The organism is Vibrio sp. V39_P1S14PM300, assembly GCF_009904765.1.
In the GTDB taxonomy this organism is placed as follows: domain Bacteria; phylum Pseudomonadota; class Gammaproteobacteria; order Enterobacterales; family Vibrionaceae; genus Vibrio; species Vibrio proteolyticus.
The window spans coordinates 1-20,190 of sequence record NZ_WXWP01000328.1; the positions used below are offsets into that span (position 1 = coordinate 1).

The window sequence follows — 20,190 nt, forward strand, 5'->3', positions numbered from 1 at the left end:
TAACTGAGTATTTTACTAAAAAAGGGATACCTAAAAGTCTTCCTTCCGTGGACGACATACTTACAACCTCTCGGCAACAGAACATCTTAGAGCAAGCTGAGCACTACTTTTCTATAATTCCAGATCCAGCTTTAAGGAAAGAGAAACTATCGAACATGAAGAAATCTTGGGCGCAATACTGCCGAAGAAAAAAAAGAGCAAGAAAAGTGCATACTGTCTATGTTGATGACAAAACTCACACTTCTCTCAAGAAGGTTAAAAAGAAATATCGATTAGATAATTTAGGTCAAGCTGTAGAATCAATTATCGATGGAACGGCACTAAAAAGAGAGATTCGAAGGCTAGAAAGAGATAATGACTTACTGAATAAAAAGCTCGAAAGTTACGATTTGCTAAAGACGAAAAGCCGTCATAAAGAGGGACAATTAGAAGAAATGCGCAATAAAGTAAACTCACTTGAAGAGAGAAACTTAATATTGACGAAAGCGCTCGAACAGTTAACCAACTCTCTATAATCTAAGTTAATACGCACATAAAACTAGAATTCATGCAGTTCCTCGAACCATTAGGAAGGGTCTGCATCTTCGTTACACCTTGGACGAAAAATCAAGCCGATCTCGTCGCTGATAAAGGAACAATATTCTCAACTGTCAAAGCCTGAAGCTTATCGCCCCACGCCTGTAAAACGACTAGCTGCTCATCAAGGTAGTCATGGTGGTTATAAACTCTAAGCATACCCGGTAGCTGGTGGCCGACTGTCTTTTCTATTGCCACAATATCTAGCCCCATTTCACTACAACGGCTGATAAAGGTACGACGCAAATCATGGGGTGAAAAACGCTCTAGATCAGCTGGTAAATTACGTTTGATCAATGCCCGTACTGCCGCAGGCTCTTGGGTTTTATCTACAGTAAGTTGAGGCCAAACAAGCTTCCATTTACTTGGGACACTTTCACGCTGCTCTTGCAATAACTCAACAAGATAATCACTGAGCGGTACTTTGCGACTATCCGGACTTTTAGTATGTCGCTCTGCTGAACTGGCTGGTAGAGTCCAAACCTTGTTTTCCAGATCTAGCTCACCCCAACGCATTTCTAGAACAGCACTGATACGTTGACCACACCCCAGCAAAAAACGTATTAAACGGACGTTAGAAGGGGCTGTGCGCCACTCCCCTAAGCTAGTTAACAATATCTTCAACTCAGAAAAGCTAAGGTTTCGCTTTGTTACTTTAGAGCCCCCTCCAACATCCTTTGCTTTTAGTTGTGGTGCCGGATGAGAATCAATCATATTAAGAGCTAAGGCATGGTTAATCACTTGATTGATGACTTTATGGCAAGCACCGATAGCACCAGCCATACGCTTACCTTCTTTATCAACCTTCGCATCAAAAACCTTATTGAGATCATATATGCTTAAATCCACCAGTTTAGTATTACCGATAATTGGCTTTATATCTCTATTGTAAATGGTTCTCGACTGATCGCCTCGTAATTGCTTAGAAAGACGCTTCTCATCAAAACTCTCAAATGCATCGTTAAAGGTCTTTGCCTCATCTTGTGCGCGTTTTTCTTTATCAAGTTCAACCTTTGGGTTCTTGTTGTTCTCCAACCAACTCCGATAGCGGCCAGCTTCCACTCTTGCCTGCTCTAATGTCATCCCCTGCTCAGGTTTTGACTTCACATATCGCCCCATAGAAATTTTTTCGTGTTTCTTTCCAATCTGAAAACGAAATGTCCATGTCATTGTACCGGTAGGACGAACACGTATATTCAGCCCTTCAATTTTTTTATCTGGGATTAAGTACTCTTTATCTTGTGGCTTCAGAGCTTGTAGGGTGGCATTGCTGTTTATTCGTTTTGTCATTATAAGCAACTCTCTAAAATTCTGGGTACGGCATGGGGTACGGCGATGATGTGGTTTCTATTGTACTCATAAAGACGTCAATGGAAAATAAATAGAGAAAAATAACCATAAGACATTGATTTTTATAACATCAAAAAACATTAGCGGACCCCTATGGAATTATGTCACCATTTACCCACCACATGGAAGCGGGTGTGTTGCTAGAGCGAAAATAGTCGCACATAAAAAAACGAGCCATTTCGGCTCGTTTTTTGGTTTGGATGAGGAGGCGCTTAATCTTTGCGGCCAATAAAGCCCATTTTGTTGCCGATCCACAACATCAACAACAGCACCACGACAATCGAGAAGAAGTTGGAACCGGCATCTGGATACTGTGCTTTGACAAACGCCGAGTGACCAAAGGCGCCAACAAAGAAACACGCCAGCCCGACCAACGGAATATCTTCAGATACCGGGTTACGCAGGTACTCCTGATACAGAGCCTGAACCGACAGCACCAAGGCAATCACCGGAAAAATAGAAAAAGCAACATCGCTCATTGTCAGCCAGGACAACAACGCATCGCCACACATACCCGCGACCAGAGCCAGAACCAGCGTCTTGCGCTCTGAACCACGATTTACTGGGTTATTTTCATTCGACATTAATCTATCCCGCCTTTTAATCGGTTACGTTCACGTTCTTTGCGATACCAGAATGCCCCTTTGGCAATCATTCGCAATTGCATGATCAGACGTTCAGCCAGTTCTTCGCGTGAACGTCTGTCCAAATCCAATGCTTCAGCTCCGGAACTGAACACCATAGTGACGGACGCTTCAGCTTGTGTGAACGCTTCGTCCCTGCTCATACCGGTGCTGATAAGGTACTCCGTGAGCTCAGCAACGAAATGCTGAATCTCTCGGGCCACCGCCGCGCGGAATTCAAACGAGGTGCCGGACCGCTCACGCAACAATAAGCGAAACACGTTCGGGCTGCTCTCGATAAACTCCATAAAGGTTTCCACCGAAGTCCGTATCACACTGCCTTCTTTGACAATCCGTTGACGTGCTTGTCGCATCAACTGACGCAAAAGCAACCCGCCTTCGTCGACCATAGTCAGACCAAGCTCATCCATATCCTTGAAATGGCGATAAAAAGAGGTTGGGGCGATACCCGCCTCCCGGGCCACTTCCCGCAGACTCAGATTGGAAAAGCTGCGCTCGGCACTGAGCTGGCTGAATGCCGCATCGATCAGTGAACGACGCGTTTTTTCTTTCTGCTGAGCTCGGATTCCCATGGACTTCATATTTTCGTACTTCTCGGTTTCTCGGTGAGAGGGTTAATATAACGCGAAACACCGAGATGCATAACCCCATGATAGCCGCCATCGCGCGAGCAAGGTACACTCTGTTAACGCTCTGTTTCAATTGACTGACGGCGATTTGGAGAGCTGTCGCATGCGATACATGTATTTTCATTGCCACGGCGTGATCCCTTCGACTCTATGATGTGGCTCTCATTTACCAGACCACGGAATCAGTTAAAATCTCGCTACAGCAATGTTACGACACTATAACAAGGATTAAACTATGGCACAGACCAACCACTTTGATGTAATCGTAATTGGCAGTGGCCCCGGCGGTGAAGGGGCAGCAATGGGATTAACCAAAGCGGGGCTCAACGTTGCCATTATTGAAAAAGAGAGCAGTGTTGGTGGCGGTTGTACCCACTGGGGGACCATCCCGTCCAAAGCGCTTCGCCACGCGGTCAGCCGCATCATCGAGTTCAACAACAACCCTCTGTTTTGCAATAACAACACCAGCCTTCATTCGACCTTCTCCAGTATCTTAGGCCATGCGAAAACCGTCATCGACAAACAAACGCGTTTGCGCCAGGGCTTTTACGATCGTAACCAGTGCACACTGTTGTTCGGTACCGCGCAGTTCATCGATGCCCACACTGTGGCCGTAACCAAGTCCGACGCTACGATTGAACACTACACGGCAGATAAATTTGTGATTGCCACTGGCTCACGCCCGTACCAGCCAGACAATGTCGACTTCAATCATGAACGGGTTTACGACAGTGACTCTATCCTGAGCCTCAAACACGATCCGCGCCATATCATCATTTACGGTGCCGGGGTGATCGGCTGTGAATACGCTTCGATCTTCCGTGGCCTGGGGGTCAAAACCGACCTGATCAACACCCGTGACCGTTTGCTGTCGTTTCTGGACAATGAAGTGTCCGACGCTCTGTCGTACCACTTCTGGAATAACGGCGTAGTGATCCGCAACGATGAAACGTACTCACGCATCGAAGGCACCGAAGACGGCGTCATCGTCCATCTTCAGTCGGGCAAAAAGATGAAAGCCGACTGCCTGCTGTACGCCAACGGGCGCACGGGTAACACCGACAAACTGAATCTGGACGCAGTCGGTCTGGAAGCTGACTCACGCGGCCAGCTCAAGGTCAACAGCAACTATCAGACGCCAGTTGAGCATGTTTACGCGGTCGGTGATGTGATTGGTTACCCAAGCCTGGCCAGTGCCGCTTACGATCAGGGCCGCTTCGTGGCTCAGGCAATCACACAGGGTCAGGCTCAAGGGCACCTGATTGAGGACATTCCGACCGGGATCTACACCATCCCGGAAATCAGCTCCGTGGGTAAAACCGAGCAAGAGCTGACGGCAGCAAAAATCCCCTACGAAGTTGGCCGGTCCTCCTTCAAACACCTGGCGCGGGCGCAAATTTCCGGCAAGGATGTGGGCAGCCTGAAAATCCTCTTCCACCGCGAGACCAAAGAGATCCTCGGCATTCACTGCTTTGGTGAACGTGCAGCGGAAATCATCCACATCGGTCAGGCGATTATGGAGCAGAAAGGCGAAGCGAATACCATCGAATATTTCGTCAACACGACGTTCAACTACCCAACCATGGCTGAAGCCTACCGAGTGGCAGCTCTCAACGGCCTGAACCGATTGTTCTAATCAAAAAAACCGCAGCCCTGGCTGCGGTTTTTGGCTTTACAGAAACACGTCTCGGCGCCATTGCTGCCCCAGCAGCAGCGCCAACGTAATGCCCCGCACCGCCATGAAACTCAACATGGCGAACCACAACGCGTGGTTGCCCCACCCCGACCAGGCGTAGAACACCACGAAAAAGACACAAGTCGCGACAAACATACTGTTGCGCATCTCACGCCCTTTGGTCGCACCGATAAAGACCCCATCCAGCAAAAAGCACCACATGGCCACCAGTGGCATGGCGACCAGCCAGGGCAAATAGATCAGCGCCTGCTGATGAACCGAAGCGATGTCGGTGATCAAACCGATCATTTGTGATCCCGCCAAACCAAACAACAGCGTCAGAAGCAAGCAAATGATCAGGCTCCAGAAGCTGGTGCCGACCAGCGATTCATTCAGCTCACCGCGATCGCGTGCGCCGACCGCTTTCCCCACCAGAGCTTCCATCGCATAAGCAAAGCCATCCATGCCATACGAGATCATCATCAGGAAACTCATGAGTACGGCATTGGCGGCCACCACTTCATCACCAAAGCTGGCGCCCTGAAAGGTCATAAAACTGAAAGTCGCCTGCAAACACAAAGAACGTAAAAAGATGTCGCGGTTCAAGCGCACAAACCGGCCGATCCCCTGCATAGACTGCCCCACTAGCCCTCGTGGGGAAGGTAGCTGACGCGTGTGCCAGGTACGCCAAACACACCATAGGCCAAACAGCATGCCTGAGTAATCTGCCAGCACCGACGCCAGCGCCGCGCCTTCCACTTTCCAGCCCAGACCAATCACAAATAGCACGTCCAATGCAATGTTGGTGGCGTTGGTGATGATCACCATCCACATCGGCGCGCGAGCATTTTGCGTGCCGAGCAACCAACCCAGCAGCACAAAGTTGGCCAGTGCCGCCGGCGCACTCCAGGCCCGAATAGCGAAATACTGCTGACCGTAATGTTTGACCTCTCGACTGGCGTCACTAAAGGCAAACACCCACTCAGACAGCTGAGTGTGCAGCAGCAAAAACAGCAGCGCGAACGCCAGCGCCATCAGGAGTCCCTGGATCAGCACCAGGGCCAGTTTGTGTTTATCATCAGCCCCATAGGACTGGGCTGTGAGGCCGGTGGTGGACATGCGCAAAAAGCCCAGCAGCCAGAAGGTGACACTGATCATGGTACTGCCAAGCGCCACACCGCCTAAATACCAGGCGTGTTCGAGGTGGCCAATCACCGCCGCATCGACCAGACCCAGCAGCGGGACGGTAATATTGGACAACACCATCGGAATGGCGAGCAACAGCACTTGTTTGTGCATTGCCCGGTTGGATAACATCTGAAAAATCTGCACGCTTACACTCGTCTCACAAGAGGAGCACAAAGTGTAACCGGATCACCAACGAAGCTGAACCACCACAGGCGTTAATCGTTGTTTCAATGACGGAAAACGACGCAACCAGCGCTGCCACAGCTTCCAGCGACCACACTGCCCATCCAGCGGTGAGAAAGTTTTGACCCATTTCGCCCACGGCAGACAATTCATCACCGCCGCCGCCGCGTCCTGATAACCGTGTGCGTACTGACCCGATCCCATTTTCTGCCCCAGTGATTTCGATGCCAGATCACCAGCCAGAACCAGGCAGGCGGTGGCGGTGTCAAAATGGCAACCGAGCGCCTGGATGAATTTTGCCACTACAGGTTCATTGCCATCCAACAGCGCATGTTCGCACACGATCAGTACCGGCGCCTGCTCTGGGACTGGCAAAGTTTCCAACCAGCTAAGATCCAGCACGCTGCCATTGCGATGCAGATAACGTTCACTGGCGTGAAACAGCTTCTGCCGCCACAACAGGTGTTCGGTCACATCAAGTTCTATCCAGTGACAACGACCATTGTCGACGCGATAAAACCGGGTATCCAAACCGGCACCCACATTCACGATCCAGCCATCAGGATGACGTTCCAAAAAACGCTGAACCTGCAGATCACACAAGTGCGTCAGGGTTACGTGCAAGAGTTGTTTCTGATTGATATCACCCGACAGACATTCCGGGGCGAGCTGACACCGCTGACACGCCGTGGCAGCGATCGGATCGTAGACCAAACCGTTATCGACCAGACTCTCGCGGCTACGAAGCCACAACGGCTGGACCAGATTAACGGGGATCTGATAACGATGTTGCGATGCTTTACTTGAAGGGGGCATTATCATCTTCCTCATCATGCACTAAGGAAGATGATAATGAATATCATTTAATCTGACAAGTTATTGAGAACGAATCTCAACAATGTAGATCACATCCAGTCAGTATTGCGGATGATACCGACCGCGAGGCCTTCGATCGACAGGTGTTGGGCGGTCAGATCAACTTTAATCGGCTCAAATTCCTGGTTCTCGGCATGCAGCAGTACGGTCGACCCTTTACGTTCAAGGCGCTTAACCGTCACGTCATCATCCACACGCGCCACGACCACCTGACCATCTCGCACGTCCTGCGTTTTGTGTACCGCGAGCAGGTCGCCGTCCATAATCCCGATGTCTTTCATACTTTCGCCGTGAACGCGCAGCAGAAAGTCTGCCTGAGGCTTAAACATGGCCGGGTCAACCTGGTAGTGAGCTTCCACGTGCTCCTGCGCCAGGATCGGAGAGCCCGCGGCCACCTGGCCAATTAACGGCAGACCTTGGTCGTCGTTCGCCGTTTCAAGCAGGATGCGGATACCACGCGAGGCTCCAGGAATAATTTCTATCGCATTTTTACGCGCCAACGCTTTAAGGTGCTCTTCAGCAGCGTTCGCGGAACGGAACCCCAATTCACGTGCAATTTCAGCACGGGTCGGCGGCATTCCGGTTTCATCGATCTTGCTCTTAATCAGATCGAATACTTGTTGTTGGCGGGGCGTTAACGGCTTCATAAGTCACCTGTCTGTTTATACAGTTAACTGTGAGTATATCCAGTAATTGGTGAAATGAAAAGCCAATTGGTTGTTTTTTCGCTCTTTTCAATAACGGCAGCGTATTATGCTGCCGTCGAATGATCCTACCTGTAGCTCTCGCTGCATCAAGGCTTAAAAAAAGATTATCTGCAACCAGGTGTAACCGGTGATCAACATCGTTATCAGCACAGCTGCGGAACCCATGTCTTTGGCGCGACCGGCCAGTTCATGGTGCTCCGACCCAATGCGATCCACCACCGCCTCCACCGCGCTGTTCAACAGTTCCACCACCATCACCAGCAATACGGTTCCGATCAGCAGAACGCGCTCCACCCCGGTCACATCCAGCAGCAGCGCCGTAGGTATCATGATCACACTGAGCAGCACTTCTTCTCGAAATGCCGCTTCATTTTTAAACGCGGCTTTAATACCTTGATAGGAATACTTGGTTGCATTAACCAGACGTTTGAAACCTTGCGGGGCTTTCTGGGTCACTGTTTGTTCTCTCAAAAATAATTCGGCTGAATGATTTGGCGCAATTTTGACGTTTTCGTAGTCAATATCCATTAAAAGGTTCGACCAGTTCTGGTATCCTTGCGGCTCAAAAAATGAATGCTTGGGCGTCTTTCCAATCGTGATTCATACTCATGATGTACTGGATATGCGCTTATGCACAGTTGATCTATTGAGGCTAAGGACCTTTATGTCTTCCGGACACGCTATTTCTCGTTCTCTGCTGAAACTGCCGATGTCAGTTTTAGTCAAGGGAACGGCGATCCCTTCGAATCCTATCGAAGATCACGGCATTGATATTACCAAGCCTATTGTTTATGCACTACCTTTTCGCTCGGCGGTTGACCTGCTGACACTGCAAAAACACGCGATTGATCTCGGCCTGCCGGATCCACTGCAACCGCTGACCATCAACGGTAAGAGCTTCACCCGCTACGTATTCACCTCATCCCGTCCGACGCTGATGAAAAACGACTACGATGCCCCCAGTGAGTCGATCGCGCTATTTTCCGATCTGCTTGAACAGCATCAGCTGGACTCAGAACTGGATGTGCAAATCATTCCCGCTACCGTGTTGTGGGGACGCAAACCGGGTAAAGAAGAGAGCAGTCGCCCTTATCTGCAGGCCCTGAACGGCCCACAGAAAGCCAAAGCGGTGTTGCTCTCTGGCCGCGACTGTATGGTGCGTTTCAGCCCGGTGGTGTCGATTCGCTACATGGCCGACGCGCACGGCACCGATGCTTCCATCGCCCACAAACTGGCTCGCGTGGCACGCATCCATTTCTCGCGTCAAAAGCTGGCGGCATCCGGACCGGATCTGCCCAACCGTCAGGCGCTGTTCCGCCGCCTGATGAAATCCGCGGCGATAGAAAAAGCCATCGCAGACGAAGCCAAAGCGAAAAACATCTCGATAGACAAAGCCCGTAAAGAAGCGCAGGACATCATGGACGAGATCGCCGCCGATTTCTCCTATTCGCTGATCAAAAATGGCGATCGCATCCTGAGCTGGTTGTGGAATCGCATCTATCAAGGGCTGAACATCAACAACGCGTCGACGGTGCGCCGTCTGGCTCAGGACGGACATGAGATCGTTTATGTGCCTTGCCACCGCAGCCATATGGACTATCTGTTGCTGTCGTACGTGTTGTATCACGAAGGCATGGTTCCTCCCCATATCGCCGCAGGCATTAACCTTAATTTCTTCCCAGCCGGACCGATTTTCCGCCGTGGCGGGGCGTTTTTTATCCGCCGTAGCTTCAAAGGCAACAAGCTTTACTCCACCATTTTCCGTGAATACCTGGCCGAACTGTTTGCCAAAGGGTATTCGGTTGAGTACTTCAGTGAAGGCGGCCGCTCGCGGACAGGTCGTCTGCTGCCAGCCAAAACCGGTATGCTGGCGATGACCATTCAGGCCATGCTGCGTGGGCTCAACCGTCCAGTGACTCTGGTCCCGGTGTACATTGGTTACGAGCACGTAATGGAAGTCAGCACCTACGCCAAAGAGCTGCGCGGGAAACGCAAAGAGAAAGAGAACGCCGGCCTGGTGCTGAAAACCTTGCGTAAACTGCGCAATTTCGGCCAGGGATACGTCAACTTCGGTGAACCGATCCCGCTCAATCAGTACCTGAATGAGCACGCGCCGGAATGGACACAGGACATCGATCCGATGGGAGGCAGCAAGCCACAATGGTTGACCCCGGTGGTGAATCAATTGGCCAGCAAGATGATGACGCACATTAACGACGCAGCGGCCACCAATGCGCTGACTCTGTGTGCCACCGCGCTGCTCGCTTCACGTCAGCGGGCACTGTCGCGCGACAGCCTGGAAACCCAGATCGAAAGTTATCTGGCGCTGCTGCGCCACGTGCCTTACTCCGAGACGTACACCGTGCCAGAGCAGGATGCCAAGGCCCTGGTTGCACACGCCGAATCACTGGATAAATTTGTGACCGAGTCCGATGCGATGGGTGACATCATCTCACTCGACCGCAGTCAGTCAATTCTGATGACTTACTACCGCAACAACATTATCCATCTGCTGGCGCTGCCGTCGTTGATCGCTCAGATGATGATCCGCCACCAGAAACTGAGCCGTCGCCAGATCCACGCCAACGTGGCCGCGCTATACCCCTTCCTGAAGCAGGAGCTGTTCCTGAGCATTGGACAAGACCGACTGGCCGACATGGTGGATGCCTACATCAACGAACTGTCCCGCCAGAACCTGCTGAGTGTCGAAGAAGATCTGGTGTCGATAGATCAGGCCAACATTCAGATCCTGATGATGCTGGGACGCACTATCCTGGAGACGCTGCAACGTTATGCGATCACCCTCAATCTACTGGTTGCCAATCCAGAACTGGGCAAAGCCGATCTGGAGCAGAAAAGCCAGGACATCGCCCAGCGGCTGGGTCGTCTGCATGGCATCAATGCGCCGGAGTTTTTCGATAAAGGGGTCTTCTCGACTCTGTTCAGTACCCTCAAACAGCAGGCTTACCTGAACAATGACTGTGAATGCGACACCCAAAAAACCAAAGCCCTGTCGCAACTGCTTTACTCAATGCTCTATCCGGAAGTGAAGCTGACCATCAAAGAGAGCATTTATCAGCTCGGATAAACAGAAAAGGCACCGTCAGGTGCCTTTTTTATTCTTGCTAGAGATTTACCAGAAGGCCACCAACAGGCCCACCGTCACCGCCATTCCGACGTAGTTGTTGTTGAGAAACGCCTGAAAACACGGGTCACGCTCGCGGCGGCGAATCAAGTGTTGCTGAAATACAAACAGAGCACCGGCCACCAATAGGCTCCAGTAATAGCTGGCGCCCAGCTGATACCAGCCCCCCAGTACGATCAACATCGCCAGTGTGGCCAGCTGCAACAGACCAATGATCATTTTGTCCAGACGGCCAAACAGAATCGCGGTCGATTTAATGCCAATTTTCAGGTCATCATCACGATCCACCATGGCGTACTGGGTGTCGTACGCGACAGTCCATAATGCGTTGATCGCAAAAACAAACCACACCATCCACGGCAGGTCGTTAGCCTGCGCCGCCCAGGCCATCGGAATCGACCAACTGAACGCCAGACCAAGAAACAGCTGCGGCAGGTGGGTGTAGCGTTTCATGAACGGGTAAATGAACGCCAGAAAAAGACCGACAAACGACAGCTGAATGGTCAGCGTGTTCATGCTCAGTACCAGCGCAAACGACGCCACGGCCAGCAACACAAATAGACCAATTGCTTCTTTCGAGCTGACCAGGCCAGCCGGCAACGGCCGTTGACGAGTACGCTTCACATGACCATCAACCTTCCGGTCAGCAAAATCATTGATCACACAACCGGCCGAACGCATCAAAAAAACCCCCAGTACAAACACCACTAAGATGCGCGCATCGGGCATCCCCTGCGCCGCCAGGATCAGCGCCCACATGGTTGGCCACATCAACAGCAGCGAACCTATTGGCCGGTCCATACGCATCAGTCGCCAGTACGCGTGGGCTTTCGCTAAGGTCATTCAGATGCTCTCCTTAGAGTAAATCGGGCAAGTGGGCAGAAACAGCTCTGCCACCAACATTGGTTTGTGGTTCATCCACAGTCGTGAACGACGAGCCAGAAACTCGCCGTGCGCGGTACGGGCCCAGCCCATTTGCAGCGCATCGCGTTGCGCACTCCCGGTACTGAACACTGTCAGGCCAAGTGGGATCTCCCCCTGACGACTCAGATCATGTTGCTGGTTGAGGAGCGAAGATTGTGGGATCAAGGTTCGCCCCAACACCCAAGGCGTCTGATCGCCGTTTAAGATCACTTTGCGCAGCAGACAATCTTCATCCGCGAGCAGATCGATCTCCTGCGAATCGAGGCGCTGTGCTTTCACCACCCGGTTGTGCAGCAGCTCAACGCTGAGCTGCTGACAGTATGTTTCCAACAGGCGAGACAGCGAGCCCTGCTCCGACAACCAGCGCCGGGCCAGCTCAGAGGGGAAAACAAATTCATCAGGTGATTGCCACTGTACCTGACGTAAGGCCGTCAGATAGGACGAAATTAATTGATTCATACCGCTATTCAATAAGTCGCTTTATCGTCGTACAATAAAGCTCCGATGCCTGGTCATATTCCCACCAGGTTCGATTTTTCATTACAAAAAGATGCTCTATTGTAACAAGACTCAGACGATTCGAGTATCGTGATTAGAAGAAACACAAGTGAGAAATATGTTCAAACGTTATCTGGGCCAAATTATCATCGCACTGAGCATCCTGCTGACCGCACCAGTCGTGGCGCAGGAAGAGGCCGAACCTAAGCTGGCCTACTTTACTCTGGAGCCGGATCTGACCACCAACTTTTATACGCAGGGTAAACAGCTCGGTTACATTCAGGTGCGTATCGACATCATGGTCGCCAGTGCGAAGGATCTGCCGATCGTCGAACTGCATCAACCGCTGATCCGCGACGCGGTGATTGAGCTGCTCGGCAAGCAGAGCGAAGACACCATCAAGTCACTGGCCGGGCGAGAAGACTTGCGTAAAACGCTGGTTCAAGAACTCAATAGCATTCTGCTGCCGGAAACCGGCCGGACCATCATTGCCGATTTGCTGTTCACCAAATACCTTTACCAGTAAGCCTCCACACATAAAACAGCGGCTCAACGCCGCTGTTTTATTGCTGTCGGTAGCGTCCCGCATCCATCAGGCCCAGACCGATTCCTGACAATAAGCCGACCAGATGCGCGGTGTTGGCGATCGCCATAAACGGCTGAACAAACCCCAGCACCAGCCACACCAGCAAGAAACCGATCAGAGGACGAGGCATCTGTAATCCGGCGGCTGGCGCTCGCTCACTCAGCACCCAGATATAGCCAGCCAGCGCATACACCACCCCAGACAGACCGCCGAAGTTGGCGCCTTCGACCCAGAACTGTCCGGCCCCCGACAGCGCTGCCGACACCAGGAACACTTTCAACAACCGAGCCGAGCCGAGGCGCTGCTCAATATCGCCACCGAACTGCCACCACCACAATAAGTTGAAAATGATGTGCAGCGCAGAAAAGTGCAACACCGCGTGCGTGATCCAGCGCCATAACTGCCACTGCTGATCCGCCGTTGCCGGAAAGTGCAGTGCCGCAAACACCGCGTTGCCCATTCCGAGTACACTGAGTACAAAGATAACCCCACACAAAGCCATCACGCTCAGCGTCAGCGGCCCCGCTTTGGCTTTAAGCATCGCCATCATCCCAGGCGACTGATAATGAAACTGAGACTGGCGGCTTTCAGCCATGGTCCAAGACGCTTCCTGGTATTTGCGATCGGCCGGATTGGTCAGAAACTGTTTTAGCTCCGCTTCCGCCTCAATCTGATGGCTGACATCACTCAGCCACAACGCAAACTGATCACGCCCTTCCGGCATCATCCGAATATCGATCTGACGCGAGGCCATGTAATCGATAAAAGCTTGTGCCATTCGGGGATTATTCAAGGTGATCAGTTTAATCATGAGGTGTCCTACTTACTGTCTATGGGAAGGTTAGCGCGCTGCCAGGCTTCAAAGCCACCGTCTACACTATATACCTGTTCAAAGCCCTGATTCACTAAATATTGCGCCGCTCCCTGACTGCTGATGCCGTGATAGCACATCACCATCACCGGCTGATCAAACTCTACCGAGTTCATGAAGTCAACAATGGTATCGTTGGTCAGGTGAAAGGCGGATGTGGCGTGCGCCAGCGCAAAAGATTGCGGATCGCGGATATCGACCATATGCGCTTCGCCTTGCTCGAGCAGAGCCTGGGCGGCGGTGACATCAATGTGTTGAAACTGGTCCATGACTTTCTCTTTTCTTCTCGTAGATTGAACTGGCGCCATTGTAACCTATTCAGTGGAGGACAAGTACCGAGTCGGAATAAGGTTATCCACCTCTGAGCACTTTACCACCAGATGTGGATAACACTGTGAATTACGTTGATAAAGTATCTGGAAAGAAATTGATCCACAACATGTAGTGATGATCCTGATTTAGATGTGGGTAAAAGAGAAACTATCCCCATCATAATTTACCCTATCAGGCCTTTATTCACCCTGCTTGCTGACAACTGGCAAATAAATTCCTCACAGAGTTATGCACAGGCATCGATGTCACTTTTGGATCCTGTTATGGATTTAGATACAAAAAAACCGGGATCTTTCGATCCCGGTTTTTGCTAACTGGTAGTGCTCACATCGTGCGGGGTTAAAACTCACCCACCGCCAGTTTGAGCTTTTTCATTGCGTTCTTTTCCAACTGGCGGATGCGCTCCGCCGATACGCCGTACTCTTCGGCCAGTTCCTGCAAAGTGGATTTCTGATCATCCAGCCAGCGAGAGCGCACAATGTGCTGACTGCGGTCGTCCAGGCTGGCCAGCGCCAGGCTAAGACGATTATTGGTGTGTGCTTCCCAGTTCGCCGCTTCCAGATTTTCCGCCACGTCGGACGACTTGTCTTCCAGATACAACATTGGCGCCGTGTAAGAGGAATGACCGTCGTCATCATCGTTCGACATTTCGAAGGTCGCATCCTGTGCCGCAAGTCGTGATTCCATCTCACGCACTTCGGACGGCTCGACACCCAGTTCGCGAGCGACCGTTTCGATTTCACCGTTGTTGAACCAACCGAGACGTTTCTTGGATTTACGCAGGTTGAAAAACAGTTTGCGCTGCGCCTTGGTTGTGGCGATTTTCACAATACGCCAGTTGCGCAGTACATATTCGTGGATCTCCGCTTTGATCCAGTGTACAGCAAAGGACACCAGACGCACCCCGACTTCCGGGTTAAAGCGTTTGACGGCTTTCATCAGGCCAATATTGCCTTCCTGCACCAGATCCGCCATTGGCAGACCGTAGCCAGAATAGCCACGAGCAACATGAACAACAAATCTCAGGTGTGACAAGATCAGGCTTTTTGCTGCGTCAATCTCACCTTTGTAATGCAATCTCTCAGCCAGTTCACGTTCCTCGTCGGCTGTCAGCATCGGGTAACTGTTCACCGAGCGAATATAGCTGTCGAGGCTGTCTTGTGTCACTAAAGCCATTGGATACGCTTGTTCTGCCATTCAATTCCTCATCAATCTCTGATCTGGAGTAAGTTATAACCCATCAATCCTGAACCAAAAGTGAACAGGATTCAAGCAGGGCACAGTAATTATGCACAAAGCTCTCATGGATACAAGACCAAAAGTATACGCCACCGTATACTTTTTTCAATATTATGACCAGCGCAATCTACACAGGTTCAATTTCTTTCAAATGACGTTTCGCCGACACACGCGCCGCCAGACAGCCAAGGAAAGTGCCTAACATCAATAGCAGCAGCGATTCGTCCCAACTCAGTCCGATCAGACGAAACTGGCTGTCATACAACTTGGCCAGCGCCTCGACATGACTGTTGAGGATAATGGTCAGCAACGCCGTCAGAATCCACGCCGAGAGCGCCCCAAGCAGACCAAACCACATCCCGGAGTAAAGGTATGGACGCAAGATGTAGCGATCGGTGGCGCCGATGAGTTTCATGGTCTGGATCTCATCTTTATTCGCCAGCACGTTAAAGCGTAGTGTATTTCCAACGATCAGAAACACCGATATCAGCATCAGTGTAGAAAGCACGATCACTATCACACCCACCAGATTGCGCATGGCGTCCAGGCGAGTCAGCCAGTCTTCGTCCAGTCGCACGTCGGAGATATCCTGCTCTGCACTCAAATTACGCGCAATGGCTTGAATCGCAGCCTTGTCTTCCACGCTCGGCGTGACAATCAATACCCCCGGTAAGGCGTAGTCATCCAGTAGGCTGATGGCTTTCTCAAACCCGGAGTACTGACTGAGATCCGCCAAACCTTGCTGAGAGGAGATGTATTCGACATGATCGATATCCGCGTCGCTTTCCAGCTCGTCTTTGAGCACCATGATGCGTGCTTCCGGCGTGCCTTCCTGTAAGTAGGCACTCACCTGCGCCGGACTCGCGACGGTACTGGCCACCTCAGCGACGTTTTTCCCCAGCAGATACAGACAAGCGGGCAGTGCCAATGCCATCGAGATCACAGCCAGAGTCAGAATGTTCCCCAGCGGCCGCTGCCACAAAGCGCTAAACGCTGCGCGCGCCTGTTTGACGTGAATCGCAAAAAAGCCATCCGTTTTTGGCTTGACCTGTACCCGGGTCGACTTGGTCTGTTGTCGCGCTTTACTGGCCATAGCCTTCTACCTCACTTAAGAAACCCTGATTTAACTCAAAATGACGGTACTGAGGACGCTGATTGACCAACCCGACATCGTGGGTGGCCAATAAAATGCTCACTCCTGCGCGGTTAAACTCTTCAAACAGGTGCAATACCCGGGTCGACAGTTCCGGATCCAGGTTGCCAGTCGGCTCATCCGCCAACAGTAAGGTCGGTCGGTTGACCACCGCCCGGGCGATCCCGACCCGCTGCTGTTCCCCGCCTGACAACTGGCTTGGCAGACAGCGGGCTTTATCGAGCAGACCGGTTTTGTCCAGCGCAGCGGAGACGCGGCGTTTGATCTCATTTTCTGAAATCGACTCAATCCGCATCGGCAACGCGACATTGTCAAAGACCGAGCGGTCCATCAACAGACGGTGATCCTGAAACACGATGCCGATATTCCGCCGTAGAAACGGAATGTCTTTGCTTGAAATCCGTGTAATGTCATGGTCGTTAAAACTGATTTTGCCATCGGTAGGACGCTCAATGGCGCAGATCAGTTTCAGCAGCGTACTTTTCCCCGCGCCAGAATGACCACCAAGAAACGCCATTTCGCCGCGGCGCAGATGAAAGTCGACTTTCTGAAGCGCCTGGCGTCCACCGCGATAAGCCTTACTGACTTGTTGAAATTTAATCACCCGTCAATCCTCATACTTATAAACGTCAGGCGCCCATCGAAATGAGCGCCTGCAAAGGGTTTCGTTATTCTTCCCGGCTGAACAGGGCGTCAATAAACTCTTGTGTCTCAAACGGACGCAAATCATCGATGCCTTCACCGACACCAATGTAACGAATTGGTATGCTGAACTGGTCGGCAATCGCGAAGATCACCCCGCCTTTGGCCGTGCCGTCCAGCTTGGTTAACGTGATCCCGGTCAGCGGAGCCACGTCACTGAACAGTTTCGCCTGACTGATCGCGTTCTGGCCGGTTCCCGCATCCAGCGTCAGCATGATTTCATGCGGCGCCGAGTCATCAATCTTCTTCATCACCCGCACGATTTTACGCAGCTCTTCCATCAAGTTGGCTTTGTTCTGCAGGCGACCGGCCGTATCCGCGATCACCACATCGACGCCGCGTGCTTTGGCCGCTTCGATCGCGTCATAGATCACCGACGCACTGTCGGCTCCGGTGTGCTGGGCTATCACAGGCACATTGTTGCGCTCACCCCAGACCTGCAACTGCTCCACCGCCGCCGCACGGAAGGTATCACCAGCTGCCAGCATGACTTTTTTGCCCTGCGCCTGAAATTGCTTCGCCAGCTTACCTATGGTGGTGGTTTTCCCCACCCCGTTAACACCAACCATCAAAATCACGTACGGCGTCTTACTGCTGTCTACCTCTAGTGGCTGCTCAACCTGGCTGAGGATGGCGGCCATCTCTTCTTTCAGCAGGCCATACAAGGCTTCGCCACTTTTGAGTTCCTGACGCGACGCTTTCTCAGTCAGATTCTCGATAATTTTCAGCGTGGTATCCATGCCAACATCCGCCATCAGCAGTTGTTCTTCCAGCTCTTCGAACAGATCGTCATCGATTTGTTTGCCTTTAAACAGGCCAAAGAAACCGGCACCGATATTGGCTTTGGTGCGAGCCAGACTGCGTTTCAGGCGGGCAAAAAAGCTTTCGGTCGGCTTTTCCTGCTCCGCAACCCGGGCCGGTTCTGGTTCTGGTTCTGGTTCTGGTTCTGGTTCTGGTTCTGGTTCTGCAGCATGCTCTTGTGACGCTGGCGCGTCTGCAAGCGTTGACGACTCCTGCTCCGCGTCCGACTCCTCAGCCGCAGGTTGAGTTTCTTTTGCAGCTTCGTCGTTGGGCTTGGCCTGGTCCTCATCACCAAAACCCAGCCAGGAGAGTAATCCGCGCTTCTTTTTTTCCGTCATCAGGGGCTATCCTAGATTCTTCTAATTCACTGTGACTCTTTTTCTGCCGAAGATCTCCGCGACAGAAAAAAGAAAACCGACAAAGTCATGAAAACGATCCAATTCATTCGATTTGATTGGTAAACTTTGTCATCTTCAACATTCAAAACTGTATCCAAGCCAGTTTTTACTTGGGCGACTGGATATAGTATCACTTAATTAGCGGTCAAAAAATCTATGGTAAGACGTCGCCAGCAAAACCCATCACAAAAACAGCCTTCTGCGGGCGTTGTGCGCATCATCAGCGGCGTATGGCGCGGACGTAAATTACCGGTGCACGATGCCGAAGGGCTGCGCCCGACCACAGACCGGGTCAAGGAAACAGTGTTTAACTGGCTGGCTCAGGAAGTGCCGCGAGCGCGTTGTCTGGATCTGTTTGCCGGCTCTGGCGGACTGGGCTTTGAAGCCGCGTCCCGACAAGCCGAACAGGTTACGCTGATTGAGCTCAACCCGACCGCATTTCGTCAGTTGCAGACCAATATCGCCGCGCTCAAGGCCGACAATCTAGAAGCCATCAACAGCGATGCACTGGCCTACCTGAGCCAGCCGGGCACCCCATACCACGTGGTGTTTCTTGATCCACCCTTTCGTCAGGGGCTGCTGACGCAAGCGATTGAGCTGCTGGAACAAAATGGCTGGCTTGCAGACGACGCGGTGATTTATATTGAAACCGAAAAAGAGTTGCAGCTGGAAGGCATTCCGGCTCACTGGCACCTGCACCGGGAAAAAACCGCCGGTCAGGTCAGTTACCGATTATTCGAAAGGACATCTCAATGAAAGCGCTGATTTATCTCGCCAAAGGGGCGATTCTGTTTGTGTGGCTGGTTCTGCTGTTGAACATTGTCACCCCGTTTCCGGGCAAAGCGGCGATTGCTTTGTACATCATGACCGCCTTTCTGTTCCTGATGCATGGCCTGCAAATGCTTATCTTTGTCGGCGCTTTCGGTGACAAGATCTCCATGTCGCGCTGGGAAAAATGGTCGATTCTGGTGTTTGGCATTTTTGCTCTGCTGGACATTCGCCGCAAGCACATGTCATGAGTCGCCAACAATCAAAAAACGCCGCTCCCTGAGCGGCGTTTTGGTTTTCTCTGTCACGATAGGCGCTACGCAAGATACCCTTTGACGCCATCGAGGAACATCTGGGTTGAAATCATGACCAACAACAGTCCCATCAAACGCTCAACCGCCTTCAGCCCTCGTTCACCGAGCACCCGGTGGAAGAAGCTGTAGAACATCAAAATAAAGAAGGTAGCCCCCCAGGCCAGGAGCACCGCACCAGACAACTGCAACAGCTTATCCGGATGCTGCGTCGACAGCAGCAACAGCGCGGCAATCACTGACGGCCCGGCAATCATCGGGATGGCCATCGGCACGATGAAGGGTTCTTCTCCCGCCGCGAGGCCGGTAATACTGCCGGCACTGGGGAAAATCATTTTAATGGCAATAATGAACAGAATAATCCCGCCGGAGATGCTCAGCGTTTCGGGTTGCACGTGCAGGAAACTGAGAATACTTTTGCCGGCGAAAAGGAACAACAGCAGAATGATAAGGGCAAAGCATAACTCACGGATCAGGACCTTACGTCGCCGTTTCGGGTCCAGGTGCTTGAGTATCGACAGCACAACGGGCAGATTGCCGAGCGGATCCATAATGAGAAACAACATGGTCGCGGCGGAAAGAATATCCATATCAACAAATCTCACAAAACAACAGGTTGCGCAGTATATCAGC

The 20,190-nt window shown here is 51.7% G+C and carries 22 protein-coding genes; 6 read left to right on the plus strand and 16 right to left on the minus strand.

The features are described from left to right. Positions 1 to 515 (plus strand): hypothetical protein (locus CAG65_RS16935; RefSeq protein WP_237668844.1); only part of this gene is annotated, 515 nt, incomplete at its 5' end. Positions 516 to 606: 91 nt separating this feature from the next. Here the strand turns inward: CAG65_RS16935 and CAG65_RS16940 are convergent. The 3 genes from CAG65_RS16940 to fabR all read right to left on the minus strand — a co-directional run bounded on the left by CAG65_RS16940 (position 607) and on the right by fabR (position 3,151). Next, positions 607 to 1,866: a tyrosine-type recombinase/integrase gene (locus tag CAG65_RS16940; protein ID WP_161454373.1), complete on the minus strand. Its 1,260-nt coding sequence runs from the start codon at positions 1,864 to 1,866 to the stop codon at positions 607 to 609. Between the two features lie 272 nt (positions 1,867 to 2,138). Continuing rightward, on the minus strand, positions 2,139 to 2,510 hold the full coding sequence (locus tag CAG65_RS16945) for a YijD family membrane protein (protein WP_161454374.1): 372 nt from the start codon (positions 2,508 to 2,510) through the stop codon (positions 2,139 to 2,141). Beyond that, on the minus strand, positions 2,510 to 3,151 hold the full coding sequence (fabR, locus tag CAG65_RS16950) for an HTH-type transcriptional repressor FabR (protein ID WP_021707172.1): 642 nt from the start codon (positions 3,149 to 3,151) through the stop codon (positions 2,510 to 2,512). The genes CAG65_RS16945 and fabR overlap by 1 nt, the downstream gene beginning before the upstream one ends. 283 nt (positions 3,152 to 3,434) lie before the next feature. On the opposite strand from fabR, the gene sthA reads away from it, so the two are divergent. Then, entirely contained in the window at positions 3,435 to 4,835 is a 1,401-nt protein-coding gene (gene sthA, locus CAG65_RS16955) for a Si-specific NAD(P)(+) transhydrogenase (RefSeq protein ID WP_161454375.1), read from the plus strand. Positions 4,836 to 4,871: 36 nt separating this feature from the next. Here the strand turns inward: sthA and dinF are convergent, their stop codons facing one another. The 4 genes from dinF to CAG65_RS16975 all read right to left on the minus strand — a co-directional run bounded on the left by dinF (position 4,872) and on the right by CAG65_RS16975 (position 8,284). After that, positions 4,872 to 6,191 carry an MATE family efflux transporter DinF gene (dinF, locus tag CAG65_RS16960; protein ID WP_202599439.1) on the minus strand — a complete coding sequence of 440 codons (1,320 nt, stop codon included), beginning with the start codon at positions 6,189 to 6,191 and terminating at the stop codon, positions 4,872 to 4,874. Positions 6,192 to 6,248: 57 nt separating this feature from the next. Next, the gene (locus CAG65_RS16965; RefSeq protein WP_021707169.1) at positions 6,249 to 7,061 is read right to left on the minus strand and encodes a class I SAM-dependent methyltransferase; all 813 of its coding nucleotides are present in this window, start codon (positions 7,059 to 7,061) and stop codon (positions 6,249 to 6,251) included. Between the two features lie 89 nt (positions 7,062 to 7,150). Beyond that, entirely contained in the window at positions 7,151 to 7,768 is a 618-nt protein-coding gene (gene lexA, locus CAG65_RS16970; protein ID WP_161454377.1) for a transcriptional repressor LexA, read from the minus strand. A 153-nt stretch (positions 7,769 to 7,921) separates the two neighbouring features. Then, a complete protein-coding gene (locus CAG65_RS16975; protein WP_161454378.1) occupies positions 7,922 to 8,284 on the minus strand; it encodes a diacylglycerol kinase in 363 nt (120 codons plus the stop codon). Between the two features lie 208 nt (positions 8,285 to 8,492). Between CAG65_RS16975 and plsB the strand changes: the two genes are divergently transcribed. Then, positions 8,493 to 10,916: a glycerol-3-phosphate 1-O-acyltransferase PlsB gene (gene plsB / locus CAG65_RS16980; protein ID WP_161454379.1), complete on the plus strand. Its 2,424-nt coding sequence runs from the start codon at positions 8,493 to 8,495 to the stop codon at positions 10,914 to 10,916. 45 nt (positions 10,917 to 10,961) lie between these two features. On the opposite strand, the gene ubiA is transcribed toward plsB, so the two are convergent. Then, positions 10,962 to 11,816 (minus strand): 4-hydroxybenzoate octaprenyltransferase, encoded by an 855-nt coding sequence (gene ubiA / locus CAG65_RS16985; RefSeq protein WP_021707165.1) that lies wholly within the window; start codon positions 11,814 to 11,816, stop codon positions 10,962 to 10,964. Next, complete coding sequence (locus CAG65_RS16990) at positions 11,817 to 12,356, minus strand: chorismate lyase (protein ID WP_161454380.1); 540 nt, start codon at positions 12,354 to 12,356, stop codon at positions 11,817 to 11,819. It lies immediately after the preceding gene. Between the two features lie 157 nt (positions 12,357 to 12,513). Between CAG65_RS16990 and CAG65_RS16995 the strand changes: the two genes are divergently transcribed. Next, complete coding sequence (locus CAG65_RS16995) at positions 12,514 to 12,921, plus strand: flagellar basal body-associated protein FliL (protein WP_021707163.1); 408 nt, start codon at positions 12,514 to 12,516, stop codon at positions 12,919 to 12,921. A 37-nt stretch (positions 12,922 to 12,958) separates the two neighbouring features. Here CAG65_RS16995 and glpG read toward each other — a convergent pair whose 3' ends face one another. From glpG to ftsY, 6 genes are all read right to left on the minus strand, one after another. Further along, entirely contained in the window at positions 12,959 to 13,792 is an 834-nt protein-coding gene (gene glpG, locus CAG65_RS17000; RefSeq protein WP_161454381.1) for a rhomboid family intramembrane serine protease GlpG, read from the minus strand. 8 nt (positions 13,793 to 13,800) lie between these two features. Continuing rightward, the gene (glpE, locus tag CAG65_RS17005; protein WP_021707161.1) at positions 13,801 to 14,121 is read right to left on the minus strand and encodes a thiosulfate sulfurtransferase GlpE; all 321 of its coding nucleotides are present in this window, start codon (positions 14,119 to 14,121) and stop codon (positions 13,801 to 13,803) included. Between the two features lie 403 nt (positions 14,122 to 14,524). Then, the gene (gene rpoH, locus CAG65_RS17010) at positions 14,525 to 15,382 is read right to left on the minus strand and encodes an RNA polymerase sigma factor RpoH (RefSeq protein WP_161454382.1); all 858 of its coding nucleotides are present in this window, start codon (positions 15,380 to 15,382) and stop codon (positions 14,525 to 14,527) included. 169 nt (positions 15,383 to 15,551) lie between these two features. Then, complete coding sequence (gene ftsX / locus CAG65_RS17015; RefSeq protein WP_021707159.1) at positions 15,552 to 16,517, minus strand: permease-like cell division protein FtsX; 966 nt, start codon at positions 16,515 to 16,517, stop codon at positions 15,552 to 15,554. Then, positions 16,507 to 17,181 carry a cell division ATP-binding protein FtsE gene (ftsE, locus tag CAG65_RS17020; RefSeq protein ID WP_161454383.1) on the minus strand — a complete coding sequence of 225 codons (675 nt, stop codon included), beginning with the start codon at positions 17,179 to 17,181 and terminating at the stop codon, positions 16,507 to 16,509. The genes ftsX and ftsE overlap by 11 nt, the downstream gene beginning before the upstream one ends. Before the next feature lie 64 nt (positions 17,182 to 17,245). Further along, positions 17,246 to 18,418 (minus strand): signal recognition particle-docking protein FtsY, encoded by a 1,173-nt coding sequence (gene ftsY, locus CAG65_RS17025; protein ID WP_161454384.1) that lies wholly within the window; start codon positions 18,416 to 18,418, stop codon positions 17,246 to 17,248. A 216-nt stretch (positions 18,419 to 18,634) separates the two neighbouring features. Here ftsY and rsmD point away from each other — a divergent pair, with 216 nt between their 5' ends. Further along, positions 18,635 to 19,234 carry a 16S rRNA (guanine(966)-N(2))-methyltransferase RsmD gene (rsmD, locus tag CAG65_RS17030; protein ID WP_021707156.1) on the plus strand — a complete coding sequence of 200 codons (600 nt, stop codon included), beginning with the start codon at positions 18,635 to 18,637 and terminating at the stop codon, positions 19,232 to 19,234. Continuing rightward, a complete protein-coding gene (locus CAG65_RS17035; protein WP_021707155.1) occupies positions 19,231 to 19,497 on the plus strand; it encodes a DUF1145 domain-containing protein in 267 nt (88 codons plus the stop codon). Before rsmD ends, CAG65_RS17035 begins: the two co-directional genes overlap by 4 nt. 65 nt (positions 19,498 to 19,562) lie before the next feature. Here the strand turns inward: CAG65_RS17035 and CAG65_RS17040 are convergent, their stop codons facing one another. Beyond that, on the minus strand, positions 19,563 to 20,147 hold the full coding sequence (locus CAG65_RS17040; protein ID WP_021707154.1) for a YhgN family NAAT transporter: 585 nt from the start codon (positions 20,145 to 20,147) through the stop codon (positions 19,563 to 19,565). Positions 20,148 to 20,190 lie beyond the last annotated feature (43 nt).

Bases quoted from the DNA above. Each gene is read 5' to 3' on its own strand.
- CAG65_RS16995 (WP_021707163.1), top strand. From the start codon at position 12,514: ATGTTCAAACGTTATCTGGGCCAAATTATCATCGCACTGAGCATCCTG.
- lexA (WP_161454377.1), bottom strand. From the start codon at position 7,768: ATGAAGCCGTTAACGCCCCGCCAACAACAAGTATTCGATCTGATTAAG.
- ubiA (WP_021707165.1), bottom strand. From the start codon at position 11,816: ATGACCTTAGCGAAAGCCCACGCGTACTGGCGACTGATGCGTATGGAC.
- CAG65_RS17040 (WP_021707154.1), bottom strand. From the start codon at position 20,147: ATGGATATTCTTTCCGCCGCGACCATGTTGTTTCTCATTATGGATCCG.
- plsB (WP_161454379.1), top strand. From the start codon at position 8,493: ATGTCTTCCGGACACGCTATTTCTCGTTCTCTGCTGAAACTGCCGATG.
- CAG65_RS17035 (WP_021707155.1), top strand. From the start codon at position 19,231: ATGAAAGCGCTGATTTATCTCGCCAAAGGGGCGATTCTGTTTGTGTGG.
- ftsY (WP_161454384.1), bottom strand. From the start codon at position 18,418: ATGACGGAAAAAAAGAAGCGCGGATTACTCTCCTGGCTGGGTTTTGGT.
- CAG65_RS16990 (WP_161454380.1), bottom strand. From the start codon at position 12,356: ATGAATCAATTAATTTCGTCCTATCTGACGGCCTTACGTCAGGTACAG.
- CAG65_RS16965 (WP_021707169.1), bottom strand. From the start codon at position 7,061: ATGCCCCCTTCAAGTAAAGCATCGCAACATCGTTATCAGATCCCCGTT.
- rsmD (WP_021707156.1), top strand. From the start codon at position 18,635: ATGGTAAGACGTCGCCAGCAAAACCCATCACAAAAACAGCCTTCTGCG.
- CAG65_RS16940 (WP_161454373.1), bottom strand. From the start codon at position 1,866: ATGACAAAACGAATAAACAGCAATGCCACCCTACAAGCTCTGAAGCCA.
- dinF (WP_202599439.1), bottom strand. From the start codon at position 6,191: ATGTTATCCAACCGGGCAATGCACAAACAAGTGCTGTTGCTCGCCATT.
- ftsX (WP_021707159.1), bottom strand. From the start codon at position 16,517: ATGGCCAGTAAAGCGCGACAACAGACCAAGTCGACCCGGGTACAGGTC.
- fabR (WP_021707172.1), bottom strand. From the start codon at position 3,151: ATGAAGTCCATGGGAATCCGAGCTCAGCAGAAAGAAAAAACGCGTCGT.
- rpoH (WP_161454382.1), bottom strand. From the start codon at position 15,382: ATGGCAGAACAAGCGTATCCAATGGCTTTAGTGACACAAGACAGCCTC.
- glpG (WP_161454381.1), bottom strand. From the start codon at position 13,792: ATGATTAAACTGATCACCTTGAATAATCCCCGAATGGCACAAGCTTTT.
- sthA (WP_161454375.1), top strand. From the start codon at position 3,435: ATGGCACAGACCAACCACTTTGATGTAATCGTAATTGGCAGTGGCCCC.
- glpE (WP_021707161.1), bottom strand. From the start codon at position 14,121: ATGGACCAGTTTCAACACATTGATGTCACCGCCGCCCAGGCTCTGCTC.
- CAG65_RS16945 (WP_161454374.1), bottom strand. From the start codon at position 2,510: ATGTCGAATGAAAATAACCCAGTAAATCGTGGTTCAGAGCGCAAGACG.